At 43.1% G+C, this 22,713-nt stretch carries 11 protein-coding genes; all 11 read left to right on the forward strand.

What is annotated here, in order from left to right:
• Positions 1–117 precede the first annotated feature (117 nt).
• The 11 genes from sda (at position 118) to fliS (ending at position 22,711) form a co-directional block, all read left to right on the forward strand.
• Entirely contained in the window at positions 118–291 is a 174-nt protein-coding gene (gene sda / locus BQ5321_RS23625; protein WP_084786652.1) for a sporulation histidine kinase inhibitor Sda, read from the forward strand.
• 561 nt (positions 292–852) lie between these two features.
• Positions 853–1,692, forward strand: a complete 840-nt coding sequence (locus BQ5321_RS05105) for a DegV family protein (protein ID WP_071393496.1) — start codon at positions 853–855, stop codon at positions 1,690–1,692.
• Between the two features lie 401 nt (positions 1,693–2,093).
• Positions 2,094–3,605, forward strand: coding sequence for an ATP-dependent helicase ComFA (locus tag BQ5321_RS05110; RefSeq protein ID WP_071393497.1), 1,512 nt, complete (start codon positions 2,094–2,096; stop codon positions 3,603–3,605).
• A 39-nt stretch (positions 3,606–3,644) separates the two neighbouring features.
• Positions 3,645–4,394, forward strand: a complete 750-nt coding sequence (locus tag BQ5321_RS05115; RefSeq protein ID WP_071393498.1) for a ComF family protein — start codon at positions 3,645–3,647, stop codon at positions 4,392–4,394.
• A gap of 142 nt (positions 4,395–4,536) precedes the next feature.
• Positions 4,537–4,962, forward strand: coding sequence for a TIGR03826 family flagellar region protein (locus BQ5321_RS05120; protein ID WP_315970080.1), 426 nt, complete (start codon positions 4,537–4,539; stop codon positions 4,960–4,962).
• A 481-nt stretch (positions 4,963–5,443) separates the two neighbouring features.
• A complete protein-coding gene (locus BQ5321_RS05130; RefSeq protein ID WP_071393500.1) occupies positions 5,444–7,579 on the forward strand; it encodes an EAL domain-containing protein in 2,136 nt (711 codons plus the stop codon).
• A gap of 369 nt (positions 7,580–7,948) precedes the next feature.
• On the forward strand, positions 7,949–10,858 hold the full coding sequence (locus BQ5321_RS05135) for an EAL domain-containing protein (protein WP_071393501.1): 2,910 nt from the start codon (positions 7,949–7,951) through the stop codon (positions 10,856–10,858).
• Between the two features lie 239 nt (positions 10,859–11,097).
• On the forward strand, positions 11,098–14,001 hold the full coding sequence (locus BQ5321_RS05140; RefSeq protein WP_159433403.1) for an EAL domain-containing protein: 2,904 nt from the start codon (positions 11,098–11,100) through the stop codon (positions 13,999–14,001).
• Positions 14,002–14,768: 767 nt separating this feature from the next.
• Entirely contained in the window at positions 14,769–21,914 is a 7,146-nt protein-coding gene (locus BQ5321_RS05145) for a hypothetical protein (RefSeq protein ID WP_071393502.1), read from the forward strand.
• Positions 21,911–22,210 carry an EscU/YscU/HrcU family type III secretion system export apparatus switch protein gene (locus BQ5321_RS05150; protein WP_071393503.1) on the forward strand — a complete coding sequence of 100 codons (300 nt, stop codon included), beginning with the start codon at positions 21,911–21,913 and terminating at the stop codon, positions 22,208–22,210. The genes BQ5321_RS05145 and BQ5321_RS05150 overlap by 4 nt, the downstream gene beginning before the upstream one ends.
• Positions 22,211–22,288: 78 nt before the next feature.
• On the forward strand, positions 22,289–22,711 hold the full coding sequence (gene fliS / locus BQ5321_RS05155; RefSeq protein WP_234978356.1) for a flagellar export chaperone FliS: 423 nt from the start codon (positions 22,289–22,291) through the stop codon (positions 22,709–22,711).
• Positions 22,712–22,713 lie beyond the last annotated feature (2 nt).

The raw sequence follows: 22,713 nt of genomic DNA on the forward strand, positions 1-22,713 counted from the left end.
TTTTAAAAAAATAATTTCCTATTTCCGAAAAAAACGTGAATAATCTCAGGATTCCTTTACATAACCAGCTCAAATTGGTACATCTATAGTAAGAAACATCGTGAAGAGGTGATCAAAATGAATTCACTGGCCATTTTGACATATGAAGAGCTGTTAAAAACCTATTATTTGGCTGTCAATAAGGGGCTTGAGGAAGATTTTATTGAAATACTGCGCAATGAATTAGATAGACGTGCGGTTCGTTGCCAGGCGGACCAGAATACAAAGCATCCTCAATTGACTGGTGTTTAAGCACTTCCCATGACAGTCCCGTAACTTCTGGGGGTTTTTCTTTTTCAAGAGATCAAATTCGCCCGTCGAATTTGCGTCCGGATTACCTGAGCTCGCTAGGGTAAACTACCTTTAAAAAATCCGTGACATCCGCCGGAGGCTTAACTTCATTCAGCCGGGGTTTGAACCCCCACTGAATCGAAGTACCATTTGCATTCACCCCCCACTTGTAGAAGTGGAGGACTTCTGTACCTGTCGCAAGCTTTCGGTACAAAAAGCATTTGCTGAATGAAGTTAATAGTTGAATCCTCCTTTGCTTAAGGTAAAAATAACGCTGGCAAAACATGAATTCGAAGTCAACTTTAACTAATGCAATTTGAACTGTTTTCATATAAAATGGTATTTAGACAAATAGTAAAGGTTGAGAGGGTTTCCTGATCATTGGAGAATTCATACCGCTATAGGCTATGGAGCGTACCTGCCTGCAGTAAGCACCCAATGACCACGTAGTCAAACAGTCAGCCCTCTGAACAAACGACCTCTACATACCATAAAATCATCATTAAGGAAGGTATCCCTTTTATGAAAACAGCAGTTGTATGTGATAGTACGGCCTATCTTCCGAAAGAATTGGTCGAGGAATTAAATATACACATGATCCCCTTGAATATTATTTTTGGCGACGAATCCTACCTGGAGGAAATCGAGCTGTCTGCTGAGCAGTTCTACGAGGAGGTCAAGAATCGCGAGCTACCGAAGACCTCGATGCCGGCTATTGGCAGCTTTGTTGAGCTATTCGAAGCTTTAGCGAAGGACTATGATGCGGTCATCAGTGTCCATCTTTCAAGTGGAATTAGTGGGACGTTCCAGGGCTCGATTACGGCGGGGGAGATGGTGGAAGGGATTGACGTCTATTCCTTCGACTCAGAAATTGCCTGCCTGCCACAAGGCTTTTTTGCGATTGAAGCGGCAAAAATGGCTGCGGAAGGCGAATCACCACAAACGATTATGACTCGTTTGGAGGAAATGAAGAAAACATCGCGAGCTTATTTTATGGTTGATGACCTTTCCCACCTGCAGCGCGGCGGCCGTCTTTCAAGCGCCCAAGCCTTAATTGGCGGATTACTTCAGGTGAAACCGCTGCTTCATTTTGAAAACAAAGTCATTGTCCCCTTTGAAAAAATCCGTACCCGCAAAAAAGCCATCAAACGAATTGTGGAGCTGATGAAGGAAGATGTCAGCGACGGCGCTGCCTACCAAGCGGCTGTCATTCATGGAAACTGTAAAGAGGAAGCACTAGCCTGGAAGGCGGAGCTCGAGGAGATGTTTCCAAACGTCGACTTTATGTTCAGCTATTTCGGTGCCGTCATCGGAACACATCTCGGAGAAGGTGCACTAGGTCTTGGCTGGTACAAAAAATAAACATCAGCGCCATTCTAAATTAGAGTGGCGTTGAACTACAAACGCCTTGTCAAACAAGAGCATCGACTATTCAAAAGCTGGTTCCGAAAGCTTCGCATCCTCACAGCATTACGATTCAAAAGCACTTTCCGAAAGCTTCGCATCCCCACAGCATTACGATTCAGAAGCACCTTTCGAAAGCTTCGCATCCTCACAGCATTACGATTCAGAAGCACCTTTCGAAAGCTTCGCAGCCCTATGACCACTAGCATTCAGAGGCACCCTCTGAACGCTTCACAACCGCTAAAAGCAGCAAGCAAAATCCTTCTCGTTTCTCATCAATAAAGCTATATCCACCCAACGTTCAAAGTCATATCAATCATCCACTCCAATTCAATCCCTAATAAAAATGAGGTGTACTCATGAAATTCTCCTGTCAAAATGGAATGCTAATCCCTGAACAGCTACTAGCACCCGAGCAAGCACAGCTCCATAATCCCATCCCCATCTCGCAAATCGAAAGCCTACCGCCACCGCCGAAGCTCAACCCTCATTTTTCCTACAGCAATGATTTGCAAAAGCTGCTTTCCGGAAAACAGCTCCTTCTCGATGATATCCCCTTCCCCTTACAGGACATCCATCGTCATTATGAAAATGGCTATCTCACCTACCGAAAAAGCATTGAAATCGAAAAAAATAAACTGACCTGTGTTCGCTGTGGGAACCAGCAAAAACACCTCTTTGCGTCCTTTCCATGTGCGCGCTGCCGGGAAACCTGTACCTATTGCCGTAAATGTATCATGATGGGCAGAACGAGCACCTGCAGCCCACTTATCTCCTGGACAGGTCCTCCTATCCCGATTGACATAACCGCTCCACCGCTACAATGGGCAGGCAACCTGTCAGCCGGTCAAGGAGTAGCGTCTTCAGCCGTCGTTGCTGCAGTCCATAAAACCGACTCCCTCCTCGTTTGGGCTGTGTGTGGAGCAGGGAAAACAGAGGTGCTGTTCCAGGGAATCAATACCGCGCTAATGGAGGGGAAACGAGTTTGTCTAGCAACGCCGAGAACGGATGTCGTATTGGAGCTTTCGCCGCGCTTGAAAAAGGTGTTTCCTGATATTCCCGTTGCGTCCCTTTACGGCGGCAGTGAGGACCGTCATCTATATGCCCCGCTCACCATCGCGACCACCCACCAGCTGTTCCGCTTCTACCAGGCATTTGATGTCGTCGTACTCGATGAGGTGGATGCCTTTCCCTATTCTGTCGAGGAGTCCCTTCAATATGCGGTAGAGCAGGCGCGTAAGCCAGTTTCTTCTATTATCTATTTAACCGCGACTCCCAATGAAAAATGGCGCAAGGAATGTAAGACCGGCAAAAGAGACTACGTCACGATTCCAGCCCGCTTTCATCGCTATTCCCTGCCGGTACCGCGCTTTGTTTGGTGTGGAAACTGGCAGAAGCCCTTGAAAAAGGGGAAGCTGCCGGGTAATGTCCTCCGCTGGATGACGAAACGCCTGGATGAAAACCAACAGGTGCTCCTCTTTTTCCCCCGTATTGAATTAATGGAAAAAATCCTTCCCGTTTTAAAAAATATCCACCCCGCCATCGAGGCGGTACATGCAGAAGACCCAGAGCGAAAGGAAAAGGTCCAAAGGATGCGGAATAAGGAGATTCTGATTTTACTTACGACGACCATTCTAGAACGAGGGGTTACCTTCCCAAAGCTTGATGTAGCCGTCATCGGTGCCGAGGATCGGATTTTTACCGAAAGCGCCCTCGTCCAAATTGCCGGCCGTGTCGGTCGCAGCGCTGATTTTCCAAGCGGTGATATTACCTTTTTCCATTATGGAAAAACCGATGCGATGGTGAAGGCCCGTAGACAAATTATCCAGATGAATAAGGAAGCAAGGGGGAGGAAATTAATTGATGATTAAAGGCTTTCAACCATTCTATAAAAAAAGGACTGATGCTGAATGCGCGATTATTGTCTCGTTTGTTTTAGCGAAATCATCCCGCAAATGGGCTGGAACGATCTGATTGCTACCGTGAAAGTACAAACCATCTGTCCCTCCTGCAAGGAAAGATGGGAAGAAATCAGAGGGGAAACCTGCCGGATTTGTGGTCGCCCACTTGAGCAGCTAGAGTCTCGCTTTATTGTGGGGGATTGCTGTAACGACTGTGTCCGTTGGGAGGAGGAGCCCAAATGGAAGGGCTGCTTGAAGAAGAATCATTCCATTTATCACTATAATGCTTTTCTCCAGGAAGTCCTTGCCCGCTATAAATTTCGTGGGGATTATATTTTGGCAAGGCTTTTTACAGAGCAGCTGCTGCAAAAGCTGGCAGGGCAATCCTATGATTTGCTCGTCCCCATTCCGTTAAGTCCCGAGCGTTTGCAGGAGCGCGGCTTTAATCAAGCAGAGGCACTTCTTAAGGAAGCAGGACTGCCTGCCGCTCATATTCTAACCCGGATACACGGTGAGAAACAGTCCAAGAAATCGCGCAGCGAGCGTATCCATGCCGAGCAGGTATTTCAGCTGACAGAGCAAACGATTCCAGTTGGGGAGGGAAGCGAGCAACCCCAACTGATTCCTACTGTTCAAGGGAAAAACATCATCCTTATCGATGATGTCTACACAACAGGCTCCACGCTCAGACACGCAGCAAAGGTTCTAACCGTTCACGGAGCTGCCTCCATCAGCTCCATCACGATTGCGAGAGGGTAATCGAAGGATCTCCATCTACATGATGTAAGCCAAATTTCCCCCGACTATTATCATAAAAATGAACGAAAGTTGGGAAAAATCCTTTATAATAGTAGTAATAACAATGTAAATAGACACACTTTTATAAAGGAGAATTACGTGTATGATGCCTGATATAGACAATTGCCCAAAATGCGGCAAAATTATGATAAAAAGTAAATTTCGCGATGTATGCGAGGCCTGCTATAAAGAGGAAGAAAAGCAGTATGAAATCATCTACAAATTTATGCGTAAGCGTGAAAATCGTGCCGCCACCATCAAGCAGATTATTGATGCAACAGGGGTTGAGGAAGATCTGCTCTTGAAATTCATTAAGAATGGTCGTTTCCAGCAGACTCAATTCCCAAACCTAGGCTATCCTTGTGAAAAATGCGGGAAAATTATTCAATCCGGCAAGCTTTGTGATAGCTGTGCAAAGGAGCTTAGGACGGAGCTTTCTCTTTTTGAAAAAGAAGAAACCCGCAAGCAGGAATTGAAGGAGAGGGAGAGACAACGGACCTATCTGGCAGTGAAAAAACAGGATGACTAGGATGACCATTGTGCCGGTTCCCAAGCTCACTAAGACTCCACCCCACTGGTTAAGATTAGAAAAGAGATCCAATTCCTACATCATGAAAGAGTCAAAAATAAGAAATAATTTCTGCCCTAATTCTTAAACAACAGCCTCACCTGTTGTTTTCTTCTTTTATTCTAAAATTTGTGACATTTTATAGAAATGAAGTAATTATAATAGGTATTTTTCCATAGAAAGGTATATTGTTAACTTAGAGCTATTCATTCGCTGCTTATTGTTTAACTTCATTCAGCAGAAGTCCTCCACTTCTACAAGTGGGGGATGAATGCAAACTGTACTTCGATTCAGTGGGGGTTCAAACCCCGGCTGAATGAAGTTAAGCCTCCGGCGGATGTCACGGATTTTTTTAAAGGTAGTTTATCGAGCGAGCTCGATAAAAATCCGGACGCAAATTCGACGGGCGAATTTGATCAATCTATGAGAGGTGGTGATGCACTTGGACCGTAAATCGGAGGACTATAAAGGCTATGCTCGAGCAACTGAACTACCTAACCTAATCGACGAATTAAAAACGGAATGGTTGAAGCTTGAGAAGGAGCTCAAGCAGGTATCCGAGCAGCTAAGGCTAAACGAAATGAGATTTAAAACCGTTATTCAGCGGACCTATGACGTCAATATGTTGTTGACTCATGAGGGGGTCATTAAGCACTATAGCCTCAATGATGAAGCGGCGGCAGGAGGACCATTCTATAGACTACAAGGACGAAATTTATTTGATTATTTACATCAGGATGATCGGGAGAAGGCAAAGGAGATTTTCATCCGTTTAGAAAATAAGTCAGACGCTTCTGAAAAGGCGGTTCTTCGCATTATCGATGATGATGATGGAGCCTATATCCACTGTGAAATGCTGTTCATGAATTTTCTTACCGACCCGGATTTTCAGGGCATTGCGGTTTATATTAAAGATATCACGCAAAATAGGCTCGCATTGGAGAAGCTATTTGATATATCGAATCATGATTTCCTTACGAGATTACCTAATAAACCATTTTTTGAATCACTAGTCAGTAAGGAGCTGTATCTGACTGAAAATAAAGGTGGTACATTTGCCCTCATGGTCATTCAGCTGCATGGGCTGGAATTTGTTAATGAAACATTGACTCAATCCATCGGTGATCTTTTATTAAAAGAGGCGTCTAAAAGGCTACAGGAATTCGTCAAGAATAAGGGGATAGTGGCTCGCTTTGAAGGTGTCTATTTTCCGATTTTACTTCCTCAGATGAGAAATGGTACTGTTGGACAAATGGCGACTGACTTGATTAGCCTGTTTGAGCAACCCTTTATCATTCAAGGCTATGAGTTATCACTCACTGTTAACCTTGGAATCAGCCTGTATCCGGAAAGCGGTGGTACGGTACACACTATCATCAGAAATGCATATTCTGCCCTTCATCATGCAAATGAAACCGGTCCCAATACGTATGAAGTCTATTCTTCTAATATGAATATTAAAACCTATAAACGATTCTCACTTTTTCATGATTTACAAATGGCCTTAAAAAATCAGGAGTTCTTGGTATATTTTCAGCCAAGAGTAGAGGCGAAAACCCATCGAATCATTGCCGCAGAAGCGTTAATTCGCTGGGAGCATCCGAAATGGGGCATGGTATCGCCGAATGAATTTATTCCATTAGCGGAGAAGAGCGGACTAATTGGTTCTTTAGGCGAGTTTGTCCTCAATCGGGCCTGTCAGCATGTGAAAGAATGGCAGGAGAAGGGGCTTGAGCCTGTAAAGGTTTCAGTGAATTTTTCGATTCTCCAATTTTTGCAGCGAGATGTGATCCAAATGGTCGAGGATGTGTTAAAGCAGACGAGCTTAGAGGCCAAATGGCTAGAAATCGAAATTACCGAGTCCGTCCTCATGGAAAATGAAGCGGTGATTTTAGATAAAATTTCTAAATTAAGCCGGATGGGCATTAGCATTGCAATCGATGACTTTGGTACAGGCTACTCCTCATTAAGTTATTTGAGAAAGCTGAAGGCAGATATTATCAAAATCGATCGCTCCTTTATTAAAGGAATCCCCGATGACAGGGATAGTATCGATATCGTGGCAGCGATTCTTCAGCTTGCCAAGAAATTTAAGATGAGAATTGTCGCTGAGGGTGTTGATTCTTCTGAGCAGCTAGCCACGCTTAAAAGGCTAAAATGTGATGAGATTCAAGGCTACCTATTTAGTAAACCGCTTCGTGTTGATCAATTTGAGCTGCTGTTAAAAGAAGGAATTTGTCATCCGGAGCAAATCTTGCATGCGGATTCTGTGGAAAATCGAAGAGAGCATTTACGGATAAAGCTAACCTACCCGCTTAGCGGTGAAATGACCATCACGGAAATGGGCGGTGAAGAGGTCAGTCTTGGGGCAACAGGGATTCGCATTTTAGATATTAGTCCCGGCGGGCTTAGAATGGAAACGGTAGAAAAATTGCCAGTACGCTCGGATATGATTTTACGCTTTTCCACAACCCTGCTCGGAACCAAGCTAGACCAGTATGGAAAGGTTGTTTGGCGAAAGGAATTGGATGATGACCGGCAGTGCTATGGTATTCGTTTTATCCGGAGAGAAAAATAACGTCATTTAGAATTGAATAGATACAATAAAAAACAACAACAGCCTGTTGTTGTTTTTTAACTTCATTCAGCAAATTCGAGGGGTGAATTTGATTATTCGATTTAATGGGAATTTTTGAACGTGAGTGACCTTTTTCATAGGTCTTTAGTTGTGCTCATTATATACTTTAGTTATCTTTTCATTCTTCTCTATTCATTCTACCATGATAATAAACGAATTTCAGTAGAAAGTAAGGGTTGGTAAAAAGAGGATATAACGATATAGACTGGACTATATAGGAATATAACGATTGCGCGTACTAACTGCAATCCAACTATAGATGAACGAAAATCAGGCTGGTTCATGGGCATAAAAGGGGAGGTAATTTACTTGGCAAATGAATCCCTCGATATAAAGGATTTAGTTCAAGAAAACGAGATTTATACACTTATAGATGAGTTGAAAATGGGTGTTTATCTTTTTGATGATAGCGGCGAATCATTATGGGGGAATCAATATTTTCAATCGATGATGGGATATTCATTGGAACAATTGAAATCCACAACCTTATATGATTTATTTTCAACACAGGACGCCCAGGTTCTTCTTGAAAAAGGAAAGCAGGGAAATTATACCCTTTTAGGTAAAAGAAGAGGGTCCCAGCATATCCTGTATTTAGAGCTTCTTTCCTGTATAAAAAAAGCTGGATTAGGAACGATTGTGAAGGTAGTGGACATTACTGAGCAAAAGCTATCTGACTATCAATTATCCAAAACCTACAAGGAGCTAGAGGACTTCAAATACGCTTTAGACCAATCGGCAACGGTATCTATTACGGATGCCAATGGTAAAATTTTCTATGTAAATGATAAATTTTGTGAAACCTCTCAATATGACCGCAGCGAGTTAATTGGGCAAAATCATCGGATTGTCAAATCTGATTACCATTCAAAGGAGGATTTTGAAAAGCTGTGGAGGACCATTTCAAGCGGCAAGGTATGGAGTGGCGAGGTTTGTAACAGGGCGAAGGACGGATCGCACTGGTGGGGCGATGCCACCATTGTTCCCTTGTTGGATGAAGAGGGGAAGCCCTATCAATATATCGGGATTCGCTCAGACATAACCGATAAGAAAGCGATGCAGGAAAAAATCAAAAAGACGAATGAGCAAATCCAGCTGAGTGAAAATCGGTTTCGCTCACTTGTCGAGCATTCCAATGACTTGATCGCCTTGTTAAACGCACAAGGCATCGTTGAGTATATAAGCCCCAATTTTGAGAACATTATTGAAACCAATATGCATGATATTCTTGGTAAATCAGGATTTGATTTTGTTCATCACGATGATTTTCCGCTTGTAAAGGATTACTTTGAAGCTGTTGTGAAAAAAACGCAGAGGAAACACTCGATTGAGGTTCGTTTCAGGGATAAAAGCAGCATCCGTATGGGTGAACTGATTATGATTAATTTATTGGATAATCCAGCCGTCAAGGCCATCAAAGTGAATATACGAGACATTACAGAAAAGAAGAAGCACGAGAAACAGATTTTTGAAATGTCCAATTACGATTTTCTGACAAAGCTGCCAAACTCTCAGCTATTCAGGAGTATTGTCAAAAAAGAGCTTGAGCATGCAAAGGAGATTGAACGGAAATTTTCCTTGGTGGTGCTCGACTTCCACGGTCTTAGGTTCGTCAATAATACATTAGGTGCCCATATGGGTGACCTTCTGCTGCAAGAGGCAGCTAAAAGACTGCAGGAGTTCATTGGCGAGATGGGAATTGTCTCACGTTACGGCGGCTCTGAATTTAATATTTTACTGCCTAATATGGCCAATCATGTGATTAGAAGAATGTCTAAAGATATCATTCATTTATTTGAACAGCCGTTTTTGATTCGTGAGTATGAATTATTTTTCACGGTTAATATTGGTGTGAGTATTTATCCGGATAGCGGGGAATCTGTCCCTAGCTTAATGCAGCATGCCTACTCGGCCCTGCACCAGGCCAATGAGAGTGGTCCTAATAACTATCAAATTTATTCCGAAAAGATGGATATTCACACCTATAAAAGATTTACGTTGAATAACGATTTGCGCAAAGCTGTCAAAAACAACGAATTCTTTATAGATTTTCAGCCTCGAATTGAAGTAAAGAGCAATCGAATTATTGGTGCTGAAGCATTGATTCGTTGGAATCATCCGAAGTGGGGCATTGTTTCACCTAAGGAATTCATTTCTTTAGCAGAGAAAAGTGGCTTAATCGGTGCTTTAGGAGAAATTGTGCTGTTGGGCGCCTGTCAGCAAATGAAAAAGTGGCAGGATATGGGACTACCGCCTATTAAGGTATCGGTTAACTTTTCCGTTTTGCAATTCCTACAAACGGATGTCATCGAGATGGTCGAAGCTGTATTAGAGCGAACCGGAATAGAGGCGAAATGGCTTGAAATTGAAATAACCGAATCTGTCTTTATGGAAAATGAAGCCATGATTTTGGAAAAGATTGCTCAATTAAAAAGGATGGGAATCTGGATTGCCATCGATGATTTCGGGACAGGCTTTTCTTCCTTAGGCTATTTGAAAAAAATGCAGGCGGATGTCATCAAAATTGATCGTTCCTTTATTAAGGGAATACCTGAGGATGCAGATAGTATTGATATTGTTTCAGCCGTAATTCAACTTTCCAAAAAGCTAAAGCTTCACTTTGTAGCGGAAGGGGTTGAAACAGAAGAGCAGCTGCGCTTTCTGAAAAAATTACATTGTGAAGAAATCCAAGGCTATTTATATAGTAAACCACTGGAAGTAGAGAAATTTGAAGCCTTATTGAAGGTTGGAGTCTGCCTGCCTATAGAAAAGGCTCAGGAATTACAAAGTCATTTCCAAAATAGGAGAGAATATTTTAGAATCAACCTGAAATACCCTCTGTGCGGGGATATGACGATTTCTGTGTTTGATGGTAAAAAGGTGAACCTAGGCTCGACTAAAATACTCATTTTGGATATCGGCCCCGGCGGCTTAAAAGTAGAGACAACCGTCAAGCTGCCGGTCCGATCCGATATGATCTTAAAATTCTCTACCAATATCCTGGGAGGCAAACTGGAATTGCAGGGGAAGGTTGTATGGAGAAAGGAAATCGACGACCATGACCAGCTCTATGGAATCAGCTTAATCATAAATGACGATGCCAGAAAGCACCTAACCAGCCTACTCAACCACCTCCAAATAAAGCTCCAGGAAAAAGACCTCCTGTCCAACTGCAGCTTTATGATCGAAGACAAACATTCCTTCTTTGAGAATGTGTAAATAAGAGGTATAAATGAATCCATTGCACTTATTCAATTATAGATATCATTCGACAACGGCTTAGTCTGTTGTCTTTTTTTTTTTGCCTATAAAATGTGACAATTTTTAGAATTTATTACAAAAATCATAGGACTTTTATCATAAATGTACTATTGTTATTTTGTAGATATTTATACTCATTTATTGGAGCTTACCTCCTGCTTTATATAAATCATTCTAATAGAAAGGAGATTTTATCCTTGCTGAATGAATCCCTTGATATTAATGAATTGATTAAAGATCGTGATTATCATCAGTTAATTGATGAGCTGAAAATTGGGATTTATATTTTTGATTCCTCCGGAAGCACGGTATGGTCGAACATCCATTTTCAATCGATGTTTGGCTATAATCAGGAAGAATTGGCTACAAAGTCATTGTTCGATTTATTTCATACACAGGATGCTTTACTGATCAGAACAGGGTCGGAGTATGTGTCAAACAATCATCCGCAGCTGAGAGGAAAAAGGAAGGGGGACGGTGTAATTTACTTAAAGCTGATTTCCTGCCATTCCGAGAACCCCCAGGGAACCATTGTCAAGGTACAGGACATTACCGAACAGGTACAGGCGGATTTTCAATTAGTCAAAACCTGCAAGGAGCTTGAGGATCTCAAATATGCCTTAGATCAAGCCGCAACGGTTTCGATTACCGATGTGAATGGCGATCTCATTTATGTTAACGATAAATTTGTCGAAATCTCCAAATACGATCGAAAGGAATTAATCGGTCAAAATCATCGGATTGTTAAGTCAGGCCACCATCCGAAGGAGGTATTCGAAAATTTATGGCAGACCATTTCGAAGGGCAAGGTGTGGAAGGGAGAGGTCTGTAATATGGCGAAGGACGGCACCATCTGGTGGGGAGGTGCGACGATTGTGCCCTATTTAGATGAACACGGCAGACCTTATCAATATATTGGAATTCGCTCTGATATAACGGATAAAAAACTCATGGAAGCGGAAATTCAAAAGCGGAATGAAATCATTAAGCTAAGTGAAAGACGCTTTCGTTCACTGGTTGAGCACTCCTACGACATCATTATTTTATTAAATGAACAGGGTGTAGTCGAATACATCAGCCCGAATGCCGTTAAAATGAACACAGGTCCGATTCAGGAAATCATGGGAGTGAGCGCATTTGACTTTTTACCGGAGGAGGACCGGGCAAAGGCAGAGAAGCTGCTGGGTACGATTTTGCGCGTTCCTTTTAGCAAAAGAAAGTCAGAGGTCCGTGTAGTGGACAAGGATGGCAGTTTGCATTTTTGTGAGGTCGTGCTGACCAATTTACTCACAGACCCGGCGGTAAAGGCTATCTCTGTCAATCTAAGGGATATTACGGAAAATAAATTAGCAGAGCAAAAGATTTTTGAGATGGCCAATTACGATTTCTTAACGAAGCTGCCGAACAAAAATCTATTTGAAACGCTCCTGCAAAAGGAGCTGGAGCAGGCAAAGGAAAATGGGACGAAGTTTTCCCTCTTGCTTCTCGACCTGCATGGGATGAAGTTTGTCAATGATACCTTAGGCTCGCAGCTCGGTGATCAGCTCCTGCAAAAAGCGGCTATACGACTGAAGAAATTTGTTGGTGATAAGGGAATCGTTTCTCGTTTCGATGGAGTCGAGTTCACGATTTTACTGCCAGATTATGCGGATTCGGACATTGATAAAATATCCGAAGACATTCTCCATTTATTTGAGCAGCCGTTTTTTATTCATGAATATGAGCTGTTCCTGACCGCTAATATTGGCATCAGCTTTTACCCTGAAAGCGGCCAAACGGTGCAGGCCTTAATGAAAAATGCTTATTCTGCCGTTCATCAGGCAAATGAAAATGGACCCAATAAATATCAAGTTTTCTCATCTAAGCTGAACATTGTCTCGTACAAGCGCTTTACCCTTACGAATGATTTACGGCGGGCCTTGAAAAATAATGAGTTTTTCGTCAGCTTCCAGCCTAGAGTTGATGTCCGCACGAATAAAATCATTGCCGCCGAGGCGCTGGTGCGCTGGAATCATCCAAAATGGGGAATTGTCGGGCCCTTTGAATTTATATCCTTAGCGGAAAAAAATGGCTTAATTGGTCAGCTTGGAGAAATTGTGCTCCTCAAGGCGTGTCAGCAGCTAAAAAGATGGCAGGAAACTGGCTTGGCGCCAATCAAGGTATCCGTCAACTTCTCTGTGCTCCAATTCCTGCAAACAGATATCATACAGACGATTGAAAGGGTCCTGCATTGTACAGAGCTCGAGCCGAACCGGCTGGAGATTGAGATTACGGAATCAATTCTCATGGAAAACGAAGCGATTATACTTGGCAAAATCTCGAGGCTGAAGAAGATGGGCATCGGAATTGCGATTGACGATTTTGGGACAGGCTACTCTTCGCTTGGTTATTTGAAAAAGCTGCAGGCAGACATTTTGAAAATTGATCGCTCCTTTATTAAGGGGATTCCAGAAGACAATGACAGTACCGATATTGTCGCCGCCATTGTGCAGCTGGCGAAAAAACTCAATATCCGCATTGTTGCTGAGGGCGTCGAAACCATTGAGCAGCTAAGCTTCCTCGAGAATCTTGATTGCGATGAAATACAAGGCTACCTGTACAGCAAGCCGTTAGTGGATGAGGATTTTGGATTGCTGCTCAAGGTGGGCGTCTGTCATCCAAAGCTGATCAGCAATACGATGCCGGCTGACTATGATAATCGCCGAGGCTTTATGAGAATCGAGACGAAATATCCTTTAAGCGGAGAAATGACGATATCTGTGATTGATGGAGAAAAGGTCAAGCTCGGCTCGACGAAAATATTAATCCTGGACATTGGCCCAGGCGGCCTCCGTATCGAAACAAACGTCAAGCTACCGGTCCGCTCTGATATGATCCTGCAGTTTTCGACAATGATTCTCGGACAAAAGCTAGATTTATACGGTACCGTCGTCTGGCGAAAGGAAATAGACGACTTCATCCAATCCTACGGCATCTCCTTTATCATGGAGAACGAGGAACGAAAACAGCTCACCACCCTACTCAGGAAATTTCAAGTAAAGCTGCGGAAGAAACAAGACCTAGCAGACTGCAGCTTCGTTATCGAACATAAACAAAGGTAAAGGACATCACCAATTGGTGTCCTTTTTTTTGTTTTGGGGGAGGTTGGGTAGCGAAAGAAGTTGATAGGCTACTGAAAAAGATGGGAGCAGTGGGTTACGGTAGCGTAAAGGGTTGATAGGCGACCGAAAAAGAGGAAATCAGTGTTTTTCGGTAGTGTATAAGGCTTATAGGCGACCGAAAAAGAGGAAATTGGTGGGTTTCGGTAGTGTATAAGGCTTATAGGCGACCGAAAAAGAGGAAATCAGAGGGTTGCGGTAGTGTATAAGGCTTATAGGCGACCGAAAAAGAGGAAATCAGCGTGTTTTGGTAGTGTATAAGGCTCATAAGCGACCGAAAAAGAGGAAATCAGCGTGTTTCGGTAGTGTATAAGGCTTATAGGCGACCGAAAAAGAGGAAAACGGAGGGTTGCGGTAGCGTAAAGGGTTGATAAGCGACCGAAAAAGAGGAAATTGGTGGGTTAAGGTAGTTTAAAGGCTCATAAGCGACCGAAAAAAAGGAAATCAGAGTGTTGCGGTAGCGTATAAGATTGATAGACTACCGAAAAAGATGAAAACAGCTAAATAAGGTAGCACATAAAGGAAAAATAATAAATGAACAAAGCAATTCAATTCGATTCCCCCAAAAGTCAATATTCTCTAATAGATTTCCCCATTCCAACCTAAAATAATACCCCTACCAAGATTTGGTCAATATGGACTATTTAATTCCTGCGACATTTTGCCGATATAACATTCAGAGAAAGTGATTTGTACGGGAGTGGAAGAGTATGCAGGTCAACAATCAAACAATTCGCCAGCACAAAACCTTATCGGAGGCTCCATTAGAGCTGAAACAAGGAGAAGTCATCAGAGCAACCATTAAGGAAACTCTGTCAGATACCGATGCTATTTTACATATAAAAGGAAAAGAGGTTCGCACCCGTTTTTCAGAGGGAGTACCCTCATCCGGACAAGCGGTGACGATTCAGATTAAAGGCCAAGCAGACGGCATGCTACAGGCCAAAACGATTGTTGCGGACAATGCCAAATCACCATCTGCTGAGGAAAAAATTCTTGCTACGGCAGGGTTAACAGGAAAAGAAGCAGCCGGCGTCAAGCAAGCCGTTCGAATTCTCTTGGACAAAGGGCTGGCTGTCTCCAAAGAAACCGTTCAGGAGCTAGAAGGCTTTATCGAAAAAGCGAAAGGCACCCTTGAGCAGAAAATGGATACAGTTCGGGCGCTGGCGAACAAAAGATTGGAAGCAACCGGTACACAGCTTCGTGCGGTCCATGAAGCGTTAAAAGGAAAACCGCTTAATGAAGTGCTGACCGATTTAGCGAAGGAAATTGATCCGGAATTTAAGCTGGAGCCTAGGACTACGACAACAGTGAAGCAGACTGACACTAATGCTAATAACAAAGCTCAAAATGAGGCAACACCAAAAACGAGCACACAGTCTCCACCTTCTAAAACGGATAATATCACAGCAACCCTGAAGCCTGATAATAAAAACAATATAGCGATAAACGAGCAGCCCGCCCAAAGTCCAGATGAAGCTGTGGCTTCTTCAAATCGTAAGCAAAGTGAGTCAGCCAAACAGGCTGCTGAATTAAGTCAAACAATCAGGAAGAATCTCGAACTCGTTAATAAGGAGCATGATTTAAAGAAAGCCATTGCTAAAATTCGAGAAGAAATTGTCCAAAACCCGAAGCTTGACCGTGAGCTGGCGCAGAAGATAGATAAAGCTGCACAGGAAGCCCTCAAGCTCCAATCCATCGGCAAGGAACGATTAGTGGAGGCTCTGAAGTCTGCCGAAGCGCAGGTTGTCAAAAATCAGCAGGCAACAAGTCAAATGAATACAGCATCCCATAAGCCGATTGAAGCTAACAGCCAGGAGGTTCAATTATCCTCTTTTGTAAAAAAAATCAGTCAGGAAGTTTCCAACAGTCCGAATCTCAAGCAATCGATTGAAAGGGTTAAAGAGCAGCTTGTTCATGATCAACGATTGCCGTTGGAAATGAAGGAAAAGGTCAATCATGCCTTGACCGGAGCTTCATCACTAGAAAAGCAGGGCCGCATAACCACAGGCAAAGAGCTGTTAAAAGCAGTGCTAAATGAGGTTGAGGCTTCAGTTGTACAGGCTGAGAAAAAAGCTGCACAGCAGGTCCAAACAGCTTCCCAACCGACTCAGACCCCAAGTATTCCTGAGCAGCGGACAAGTGAAATCATAAAGGCAGTCAAAGCAGAGCTCCAAGCGGAACCAAACCTGCAGCGAGCAGTAGAAAAGGTACAAGACAAAGTAATCTTGAATCCAAAAATAGATCGTGAAGTAGCGCGAAAAGTGGAGCAAGCAGTCAAAGAAGCGACACAGCTTCAACAAGCTGGTCGTGAATCAGCAGGACGGGAAAGACTGCAGCAGGCATTATCAAGAGCTGAAGTTGAACTTCAACAAATCGAAGCAAAACAGCCAAAGCAGCAGACTCAAGCTGCAATCGAAACCGAAACTCGTCCAAGTGAGACGGTAAAAGAAGTCAAAGCTGAGGTGCAAAAAGAACGGAACCTGCATCGTGCAGTAGAAAAGATTCAAGAGAAGATAATCTCTAATCCAAAAGTAGATCGTGAAGTAGCGCAAAAAGTAGAGCAGGCAGTGAAAGAAGCGGTCCAGCTACAACAGATAGGAAGAGAATCAGCAGGACGTGAAAGACTTCAACAAGCACTAGCTAAGGCAGAAGTAGAGCTTAAAGAAATTGAAGCAAGTCAACCAAAACAGTCAGCCCAAACAAAAGTAGAAACAGAGCCTCGTGCAAGTGAGACAGTAAAACAAGTTAGAGTTGAGATTCAAACAGAACCGAACCTGCATCGAGCAGTAGAAAAGATACAAGAGAAAATAAGTTCCAATCCAAAAGTAAACCATGAAGTAGCAAAAAAAGTAGAGCAGGCAGTGAAAGAAGCGGTCCAGATACAACAGATAGGAAGAGAATCAGCGGGACGTGAAAGACTGCAGCAAGCGTTAGCTAGGGCAGAAGTAGAGCTGCAAGAAATAGAAACAAATCAACCAAAACTGCCAGCTCAAACAAAAGTAGAAACAGAACCACGTGCTAGTGAGATAGTAAAACAAGTTAAAGCTGAAACACAAACAGAACCAAACCTACAGCGAGCAGTTGAAAAGGTTCAAGAAAAGGTAATTTCTAATCCGAAAGTAGATCGCGAAGTAGCACAAAAAGTGGAACAGGCAGTGAAAGAAGCGGTCCAGCTTCAGCGGATTGGAAGAGAATCAGCCGGTCGCGAAAGACTTCAACAAGCATTAGCAAGAGCTGAAGTGGAACTTCAACAAATGGAAGCAAAACAGCCAAAGCAGCAGACTCAAGCTGCAATCGAAACGGAAACTCGTCCAAGTGAGACGGTAAAAGAAGTCAAAGCTGAGGTGCAAAAAGAACGAAACCTACAGCGCGCAGTAGAAAAGGTTCAAGAGAAGATAATCTCTAACCCAAAAGTAGATCGTGAAGTAGCGCAAAAAGTAGAGCAGGCAGTGAAAGAAGCGGTCCAGCTACAACAGATAGGAAGAGAATCAGCAGGACGAGAACGACTGCAGCAAGCACTAGCTAAGGCAGAAGTAGAGCTGCAAGAAATCGAAGCCAGTCAGCCAAAACAGCCAGTTCAAACAAAAGTCGAAACTGAGCCTCGACCAAGTGAAACAGTGAAAGAAGTTAAGGCAGAGGTGCAGACAGAACCAAACCTACAGCGAGCAGTTGAAAAGGTTCAAGAAAAGGTAATTTCTAATCCGAAAGTAGATCGAGAAGTAGCACAAAAAGTAGAGCAGGCAGTGAAAGAAGCGGTCCAGCTTCAGCAGTATGGAAGAGAATCAGCCGGTCGTGAAAGACTTCAACAAGCACTAGCTAAGGCAGAAGTAGAGCTTAAAGAAATTGAAGCAAGTCAACCAAAACAGCCAGCTCAAACAAAAATAGAAACAGAACCCCGTGCAAGTGAGACAGTAAAACAAGTTAGAGCTGAGACTCAAAAAGAACCAAACCTACAACGAGCCGTAGAAAAGGTTCAAGAGAAAATAATCTCGAATCCAAAAATAGATCGAGAAGTAGCACAAAAAGTGGAAAAGGCCGTAAAAGAGGCAGTGCAGCTTCAACAGATTGGAAGAGGATTAGCCGGTCGAGAACGACTGCAGCAGGCACTAGCTAAGGCAGAAGTAGAGCTGCAAGAGATTGAAGCAAGTCAACCAAAACAGTCAGCCCAAACAAAAGTAGAAACAGAAACTCGTCCAAGTGAGACAGTAAAACAAGTGAAAGCTGAGACACAAACAGAACCAAACCTACAGCGAGTAGTAGAAAAGATTCAAGAGAAGATAATCTCTAACCCAAAAGTAAATCGTGAAGTAGCGCAAAAAGTGGAACAAGCCGTAAAAGAGACAGTGCAGCTACAACAGATGGGAAGAAATGCAGCCGGTCGAGAACGACTGCAGCAGGCACTAGCTAAAGCAGAAGTAGAGCTACAAGAAATTGAAGTAAGTCAACCAAAACAGCCAGCTCAGACAAAAATAGAAACCGAACCTCGTCCAAGTGAGACGGTAAAACAAGTGAAAGCTGAGACACAAACAGAACCGAACCTGCATCGTGCAGTAGAAAAGGTTCAGGAGAAGATTATCTCCAATCCAAACATTGATCGTGAAGTAGCGCAAAAAGTGGAAAAGGCCGTAAAAGAGGCAGTGCAGCTTCAGCAGTATGGAAGAGAAACAACAGGTCGTGAAAAACTTCTGCAGGCACTAGCTAAGGCAGAAGTGGAGCTGCAAGAAATCGAAGTAAGTCAACCAAAACAGCCAGCTCAGTTAAAAGTAGAGATAGAACATCGTGCAAGTGAGACAGTAAAACAAGTTAGAGCTGAGATTCAAGCAGAACCAAACCTGCAACGAGCAACAGAAAAGGTTCAGGAGAAAGTAATCTCCAATCCAAAAGTAAACCATGAGGTAGCACAAAAAGTAGAGCAGGCAGTGAAAGAAGCGGTGCAGCTTCAACAGATTGGAAGAGAATCAGCCAGTCGTGAACGACTTCAACAAGCACTAGCTCAAGCAGGAGTAGAGCTTAATGACATAGAAGCAACTCAACCAAAACATCAAGTTCAAGCCAAAGTAGACACAGAACCTCGAGCTAGTGGGACAGTAAAACAAATTAAAGCTGAGATACAAACAGAACCAAACCTACAACGAGCCGTAGAAAAGGTTCAAGAGAAGATTATCTCCAATCCAAAAATTGATCGAGAAGTAGCACAAAAAGTGGAGCAAGCAACTAAAGAAGCGGTCCAGCTTCAACAGATTGGAAGAGAATCTGCGGGTAGAGAACGACTTCAACAAGCACTAGCTCAAGCAGAAGTAGAGCTTAATGACATAGAAGCAACTCAACCAAAACATCAAGTTCAAGCCAAAGTAGACACAGAACCTCTACCAAGCGAAACAATAAAACAAGTAAAAGCCGAGCTACAAACAGAACCAAACCTACTGCGAGCAGTAGATAAGGTCCAAGAAAAAATCATTTCCAATCCAAAAATTGACCGGGAAGTAACACAAAAAGTAGAGCAAGCAGTCAAAGAAGCAGTACAGCTTCAACAGGTTGGCAGAGAAAAGATAGGCCGAGAAAGGTTGCAGCAGGCTTTAACAAAAGCGGAAGCAGAGCTGCAACAAATTGAAGTGAAACAACCGCAGCAAACAACTCAAACAAAAGTAGAAATAGAACCACGTCCAAGCGAAACAGTAAAACAAGTAAAAGCCGAGCTACAAACAGAACCAAATCTGCAGCGTGCAGTAGAAAAAGTTCAAGAACAAATCATCGACAATCCAAAAATAAATCGTGAAGTAGCTCAAAAGCTAGAACAAGCAGTCAAGCTTTCCCAACAGCTCGCCCAAATTGGCCGTGAGACAATCGGCAGAGGACATCTGCAAAATGCGTTAACACAAGCGGAATCAGAGTTGCAGAAACTTGAAGCGAGTAAACCGGTCCAAGCCAATCAAGATTCTCAACCAGAGCCAACCGAATCACAACCTGCGAAGCAGGAGCAAAACACACAGACAAGAGAATCGATTAAAAATGTCAGAGAGCAAATTCAGACCGAGCCTAATCTGAAGAAGGCTGTCCAAAAGGTACAGGAACTGATAACGCAAAATAAAAATATAGATCCTGAAATTTCACGCAACATCGAACGTCTCGCCGGACAGGCGGACCAATTAGACCAAGCTGGCCGAGAGCGACTCGTAAAAATGCTGCAACAGGTAGAATCTGCTTTACAGCAAACTACTGAAGCCAAGGGACAAGCAACTAACACTAACTCAACTGCTCAAACTGGGCAGCAGAATCAAAGCACAGCAGCTCAACAAACAAGCGCAACACCAAATAATCAGGAACCACAGGCTCCTGCAGTAAAAACAGAGCCGCAAGTCCTGCCGTCCCAATCAATCAAACAGGCCTTAACCAAGCTACAAAAGGAACCAAATCTAGAAAAGGCCCTTGAGCAGGTGAGACAGGAAATCTCAAGCAATCCTTCTATCGAGATAAAATCGATTGAAAAAGTGGAAAAGGCCCTTGAACATACACAGCAGCTTCATGATAAAGGCCGCGAAATCGCAGCACGGCAGCATATCACGAAAGAGCTATCTCAAGTTGAACAGGATGTAATTCAAACCGAGCCAAAGAAGGCACCTGAAACGAAACCGCAGCAAGATGCAATCCCTTACGATATCAATGAACAATTACAAGGCCTGAACGTTCAGGGCAAGGATATACTTATCACAAAGGTAACGCAGAAGCTGGCACAGGCTACCCATGATTTCCGTGAATTGAAGCGAGAAATCTCAAGAAACCTCGATAATGTTGAACGGGTGATTCAAACCTTTAAGAAAAATGCCTATCCGCAGGCAAAGCAAATGCTGGAGGCAACCATTAGCAAGCTCGATAAAGCCATTTTGAAAAGTGAAATGATGCTGTTTACCGATATGCGTACGGAAAAGCAGCTTCTGCAGGCAAGCACCCAGCTGGCTGAAGCGAAAAAGCTGCTGGCAAAAGGTGATCATGCACAGGCGGGTAAAATCGTCCATGACGTGAAATCATTGATTGATAAAATCATTTTCAAGCCTTCTGAGCAAAAAATCGTTCACTTTGTGGATAAGGAGGTTCTTGGTCTGGAAAAACGATCACCAGCCGAGCAACTTTTATCCAAATTCAGTGAATCCACCCATGGTAGTGAACAGAATCAAGAAGCATCTGCCCGACAAATGTATGATAAGGTTCGTTCGCTTGGGTTAAACCATGAAAGCGAGTTGGCAAAATCACTAGTTTTTCATCGGAACGATCCATCAGGCTCTGAGCAGCAGCAACAGCAGAATCTGAAAGAGGCTTTAATGAAGCTTGCTCAAGGTGAAGGGCAGGATTCCAACCCGAAAATTGCTCAGCAGGCGGAGCAGGCTTTATCGAACCTGACTGGACAGCAGCTGTTAAGTAAATCAGACGGAAACGGAACGCTGCAAAGCATGTTTTTCAATCTGCCATTCCTATTAGGTGGAAAGCCGGAGAATCTACAGGTGTTCATTAATTCGAAAAACGAAGGCGAGCAGGTAGAATGGGAAAACTGTAACCTCTACTTTTTACTAGAAACAAAGAAACTAGGGGATGTCGGAATTCTTCTAAATTCGACCGATCGAAATTTAGCCATCACGATAAAAAATGATTTACCCGGATTCAAGGAAAGAATGGCGCCGATTGCAGAGATGACAAAGGAAAAGCTTCAGGAGGTTGGCTATAACGTTTCAAGTATTCAATTTGCAAGAATGAGTCCTGTTGCAAAGCAATCCTCTCAGAAGGAATTAGAAGGTGAGATGGAACAAGTAAAGGTGACAAGGCAAATCTTCAATGAGAAGGGATTGAATATTACCATATGAGGGTAAGCAGCTACTACAATCAAAAAAAGCGGAAAGACATCAACGGTCCTCAGGCTGCCGTGATTAAGTATGACGAAGAAAATGGAAATGCACCAGTGGTTGTCGCCTCAGGTAAAGGACAGGTGGCCCAGCAGATTATTGAATTGGCTCAGAAGAATCATATTCATATGCAGGAAGACTCATCACTCGTTGCGAACCTGATCGACATGGACCTGGGGGATAATATCCCCCCTCAGCTTTACTCGGTGATGGCAGAGATTCTTCTGTTAATCGAAGAAATGGAAAAAAAGTATTAAAAAATGATTGAAAAATAATATAAACAGTTTGAAGAACCTGCCGATAAAATAAATAGAATCAACCGGAGGTGCACAGCAGTGTCCGACTTTTTAACAAAAGAAATGATTTATCAAAAATCATCACAGGAAATTACATCATTATTATATGAATCATGCTTAACTAGCTTAGAAGAAGCTATTGAACATATTAACAGCAAGGACTACATCCTCGCGAATCAAAGACTGCAGAAAGCAAATGACATTCTAGAACGCCTGGGCGTAGGGCTGAACTATGATGCAGGCATCATTTCCGATCAGCTGGACATGATGTACAACTACATGGCAGGAAAGCTCATCGAAGCGAACCTGAATAAAGACCCTAACATCATTCAAGAGGTGATCAAAATCCTCGAGGATATTACACAAGCCTGGAATCAAGCGTTAAAGAAGCCGACAAAACCGATCGGTCAAAACAGAATGAAAGCAATGGCTTACGAGAAAAATATTTTAGTAGAAAACTAAAA

It is taken from the genome of Bacillus tuaregi, from assembly GCF_900104575.1.
In the GTDB taxonomy this organism is placed as follows: domain Bacteria; phylum Bacillota; class Bacilli; order Bacillales; family Cytobacillaceae; genus Bacillus_BD; species Bacillus_BD tuaregi.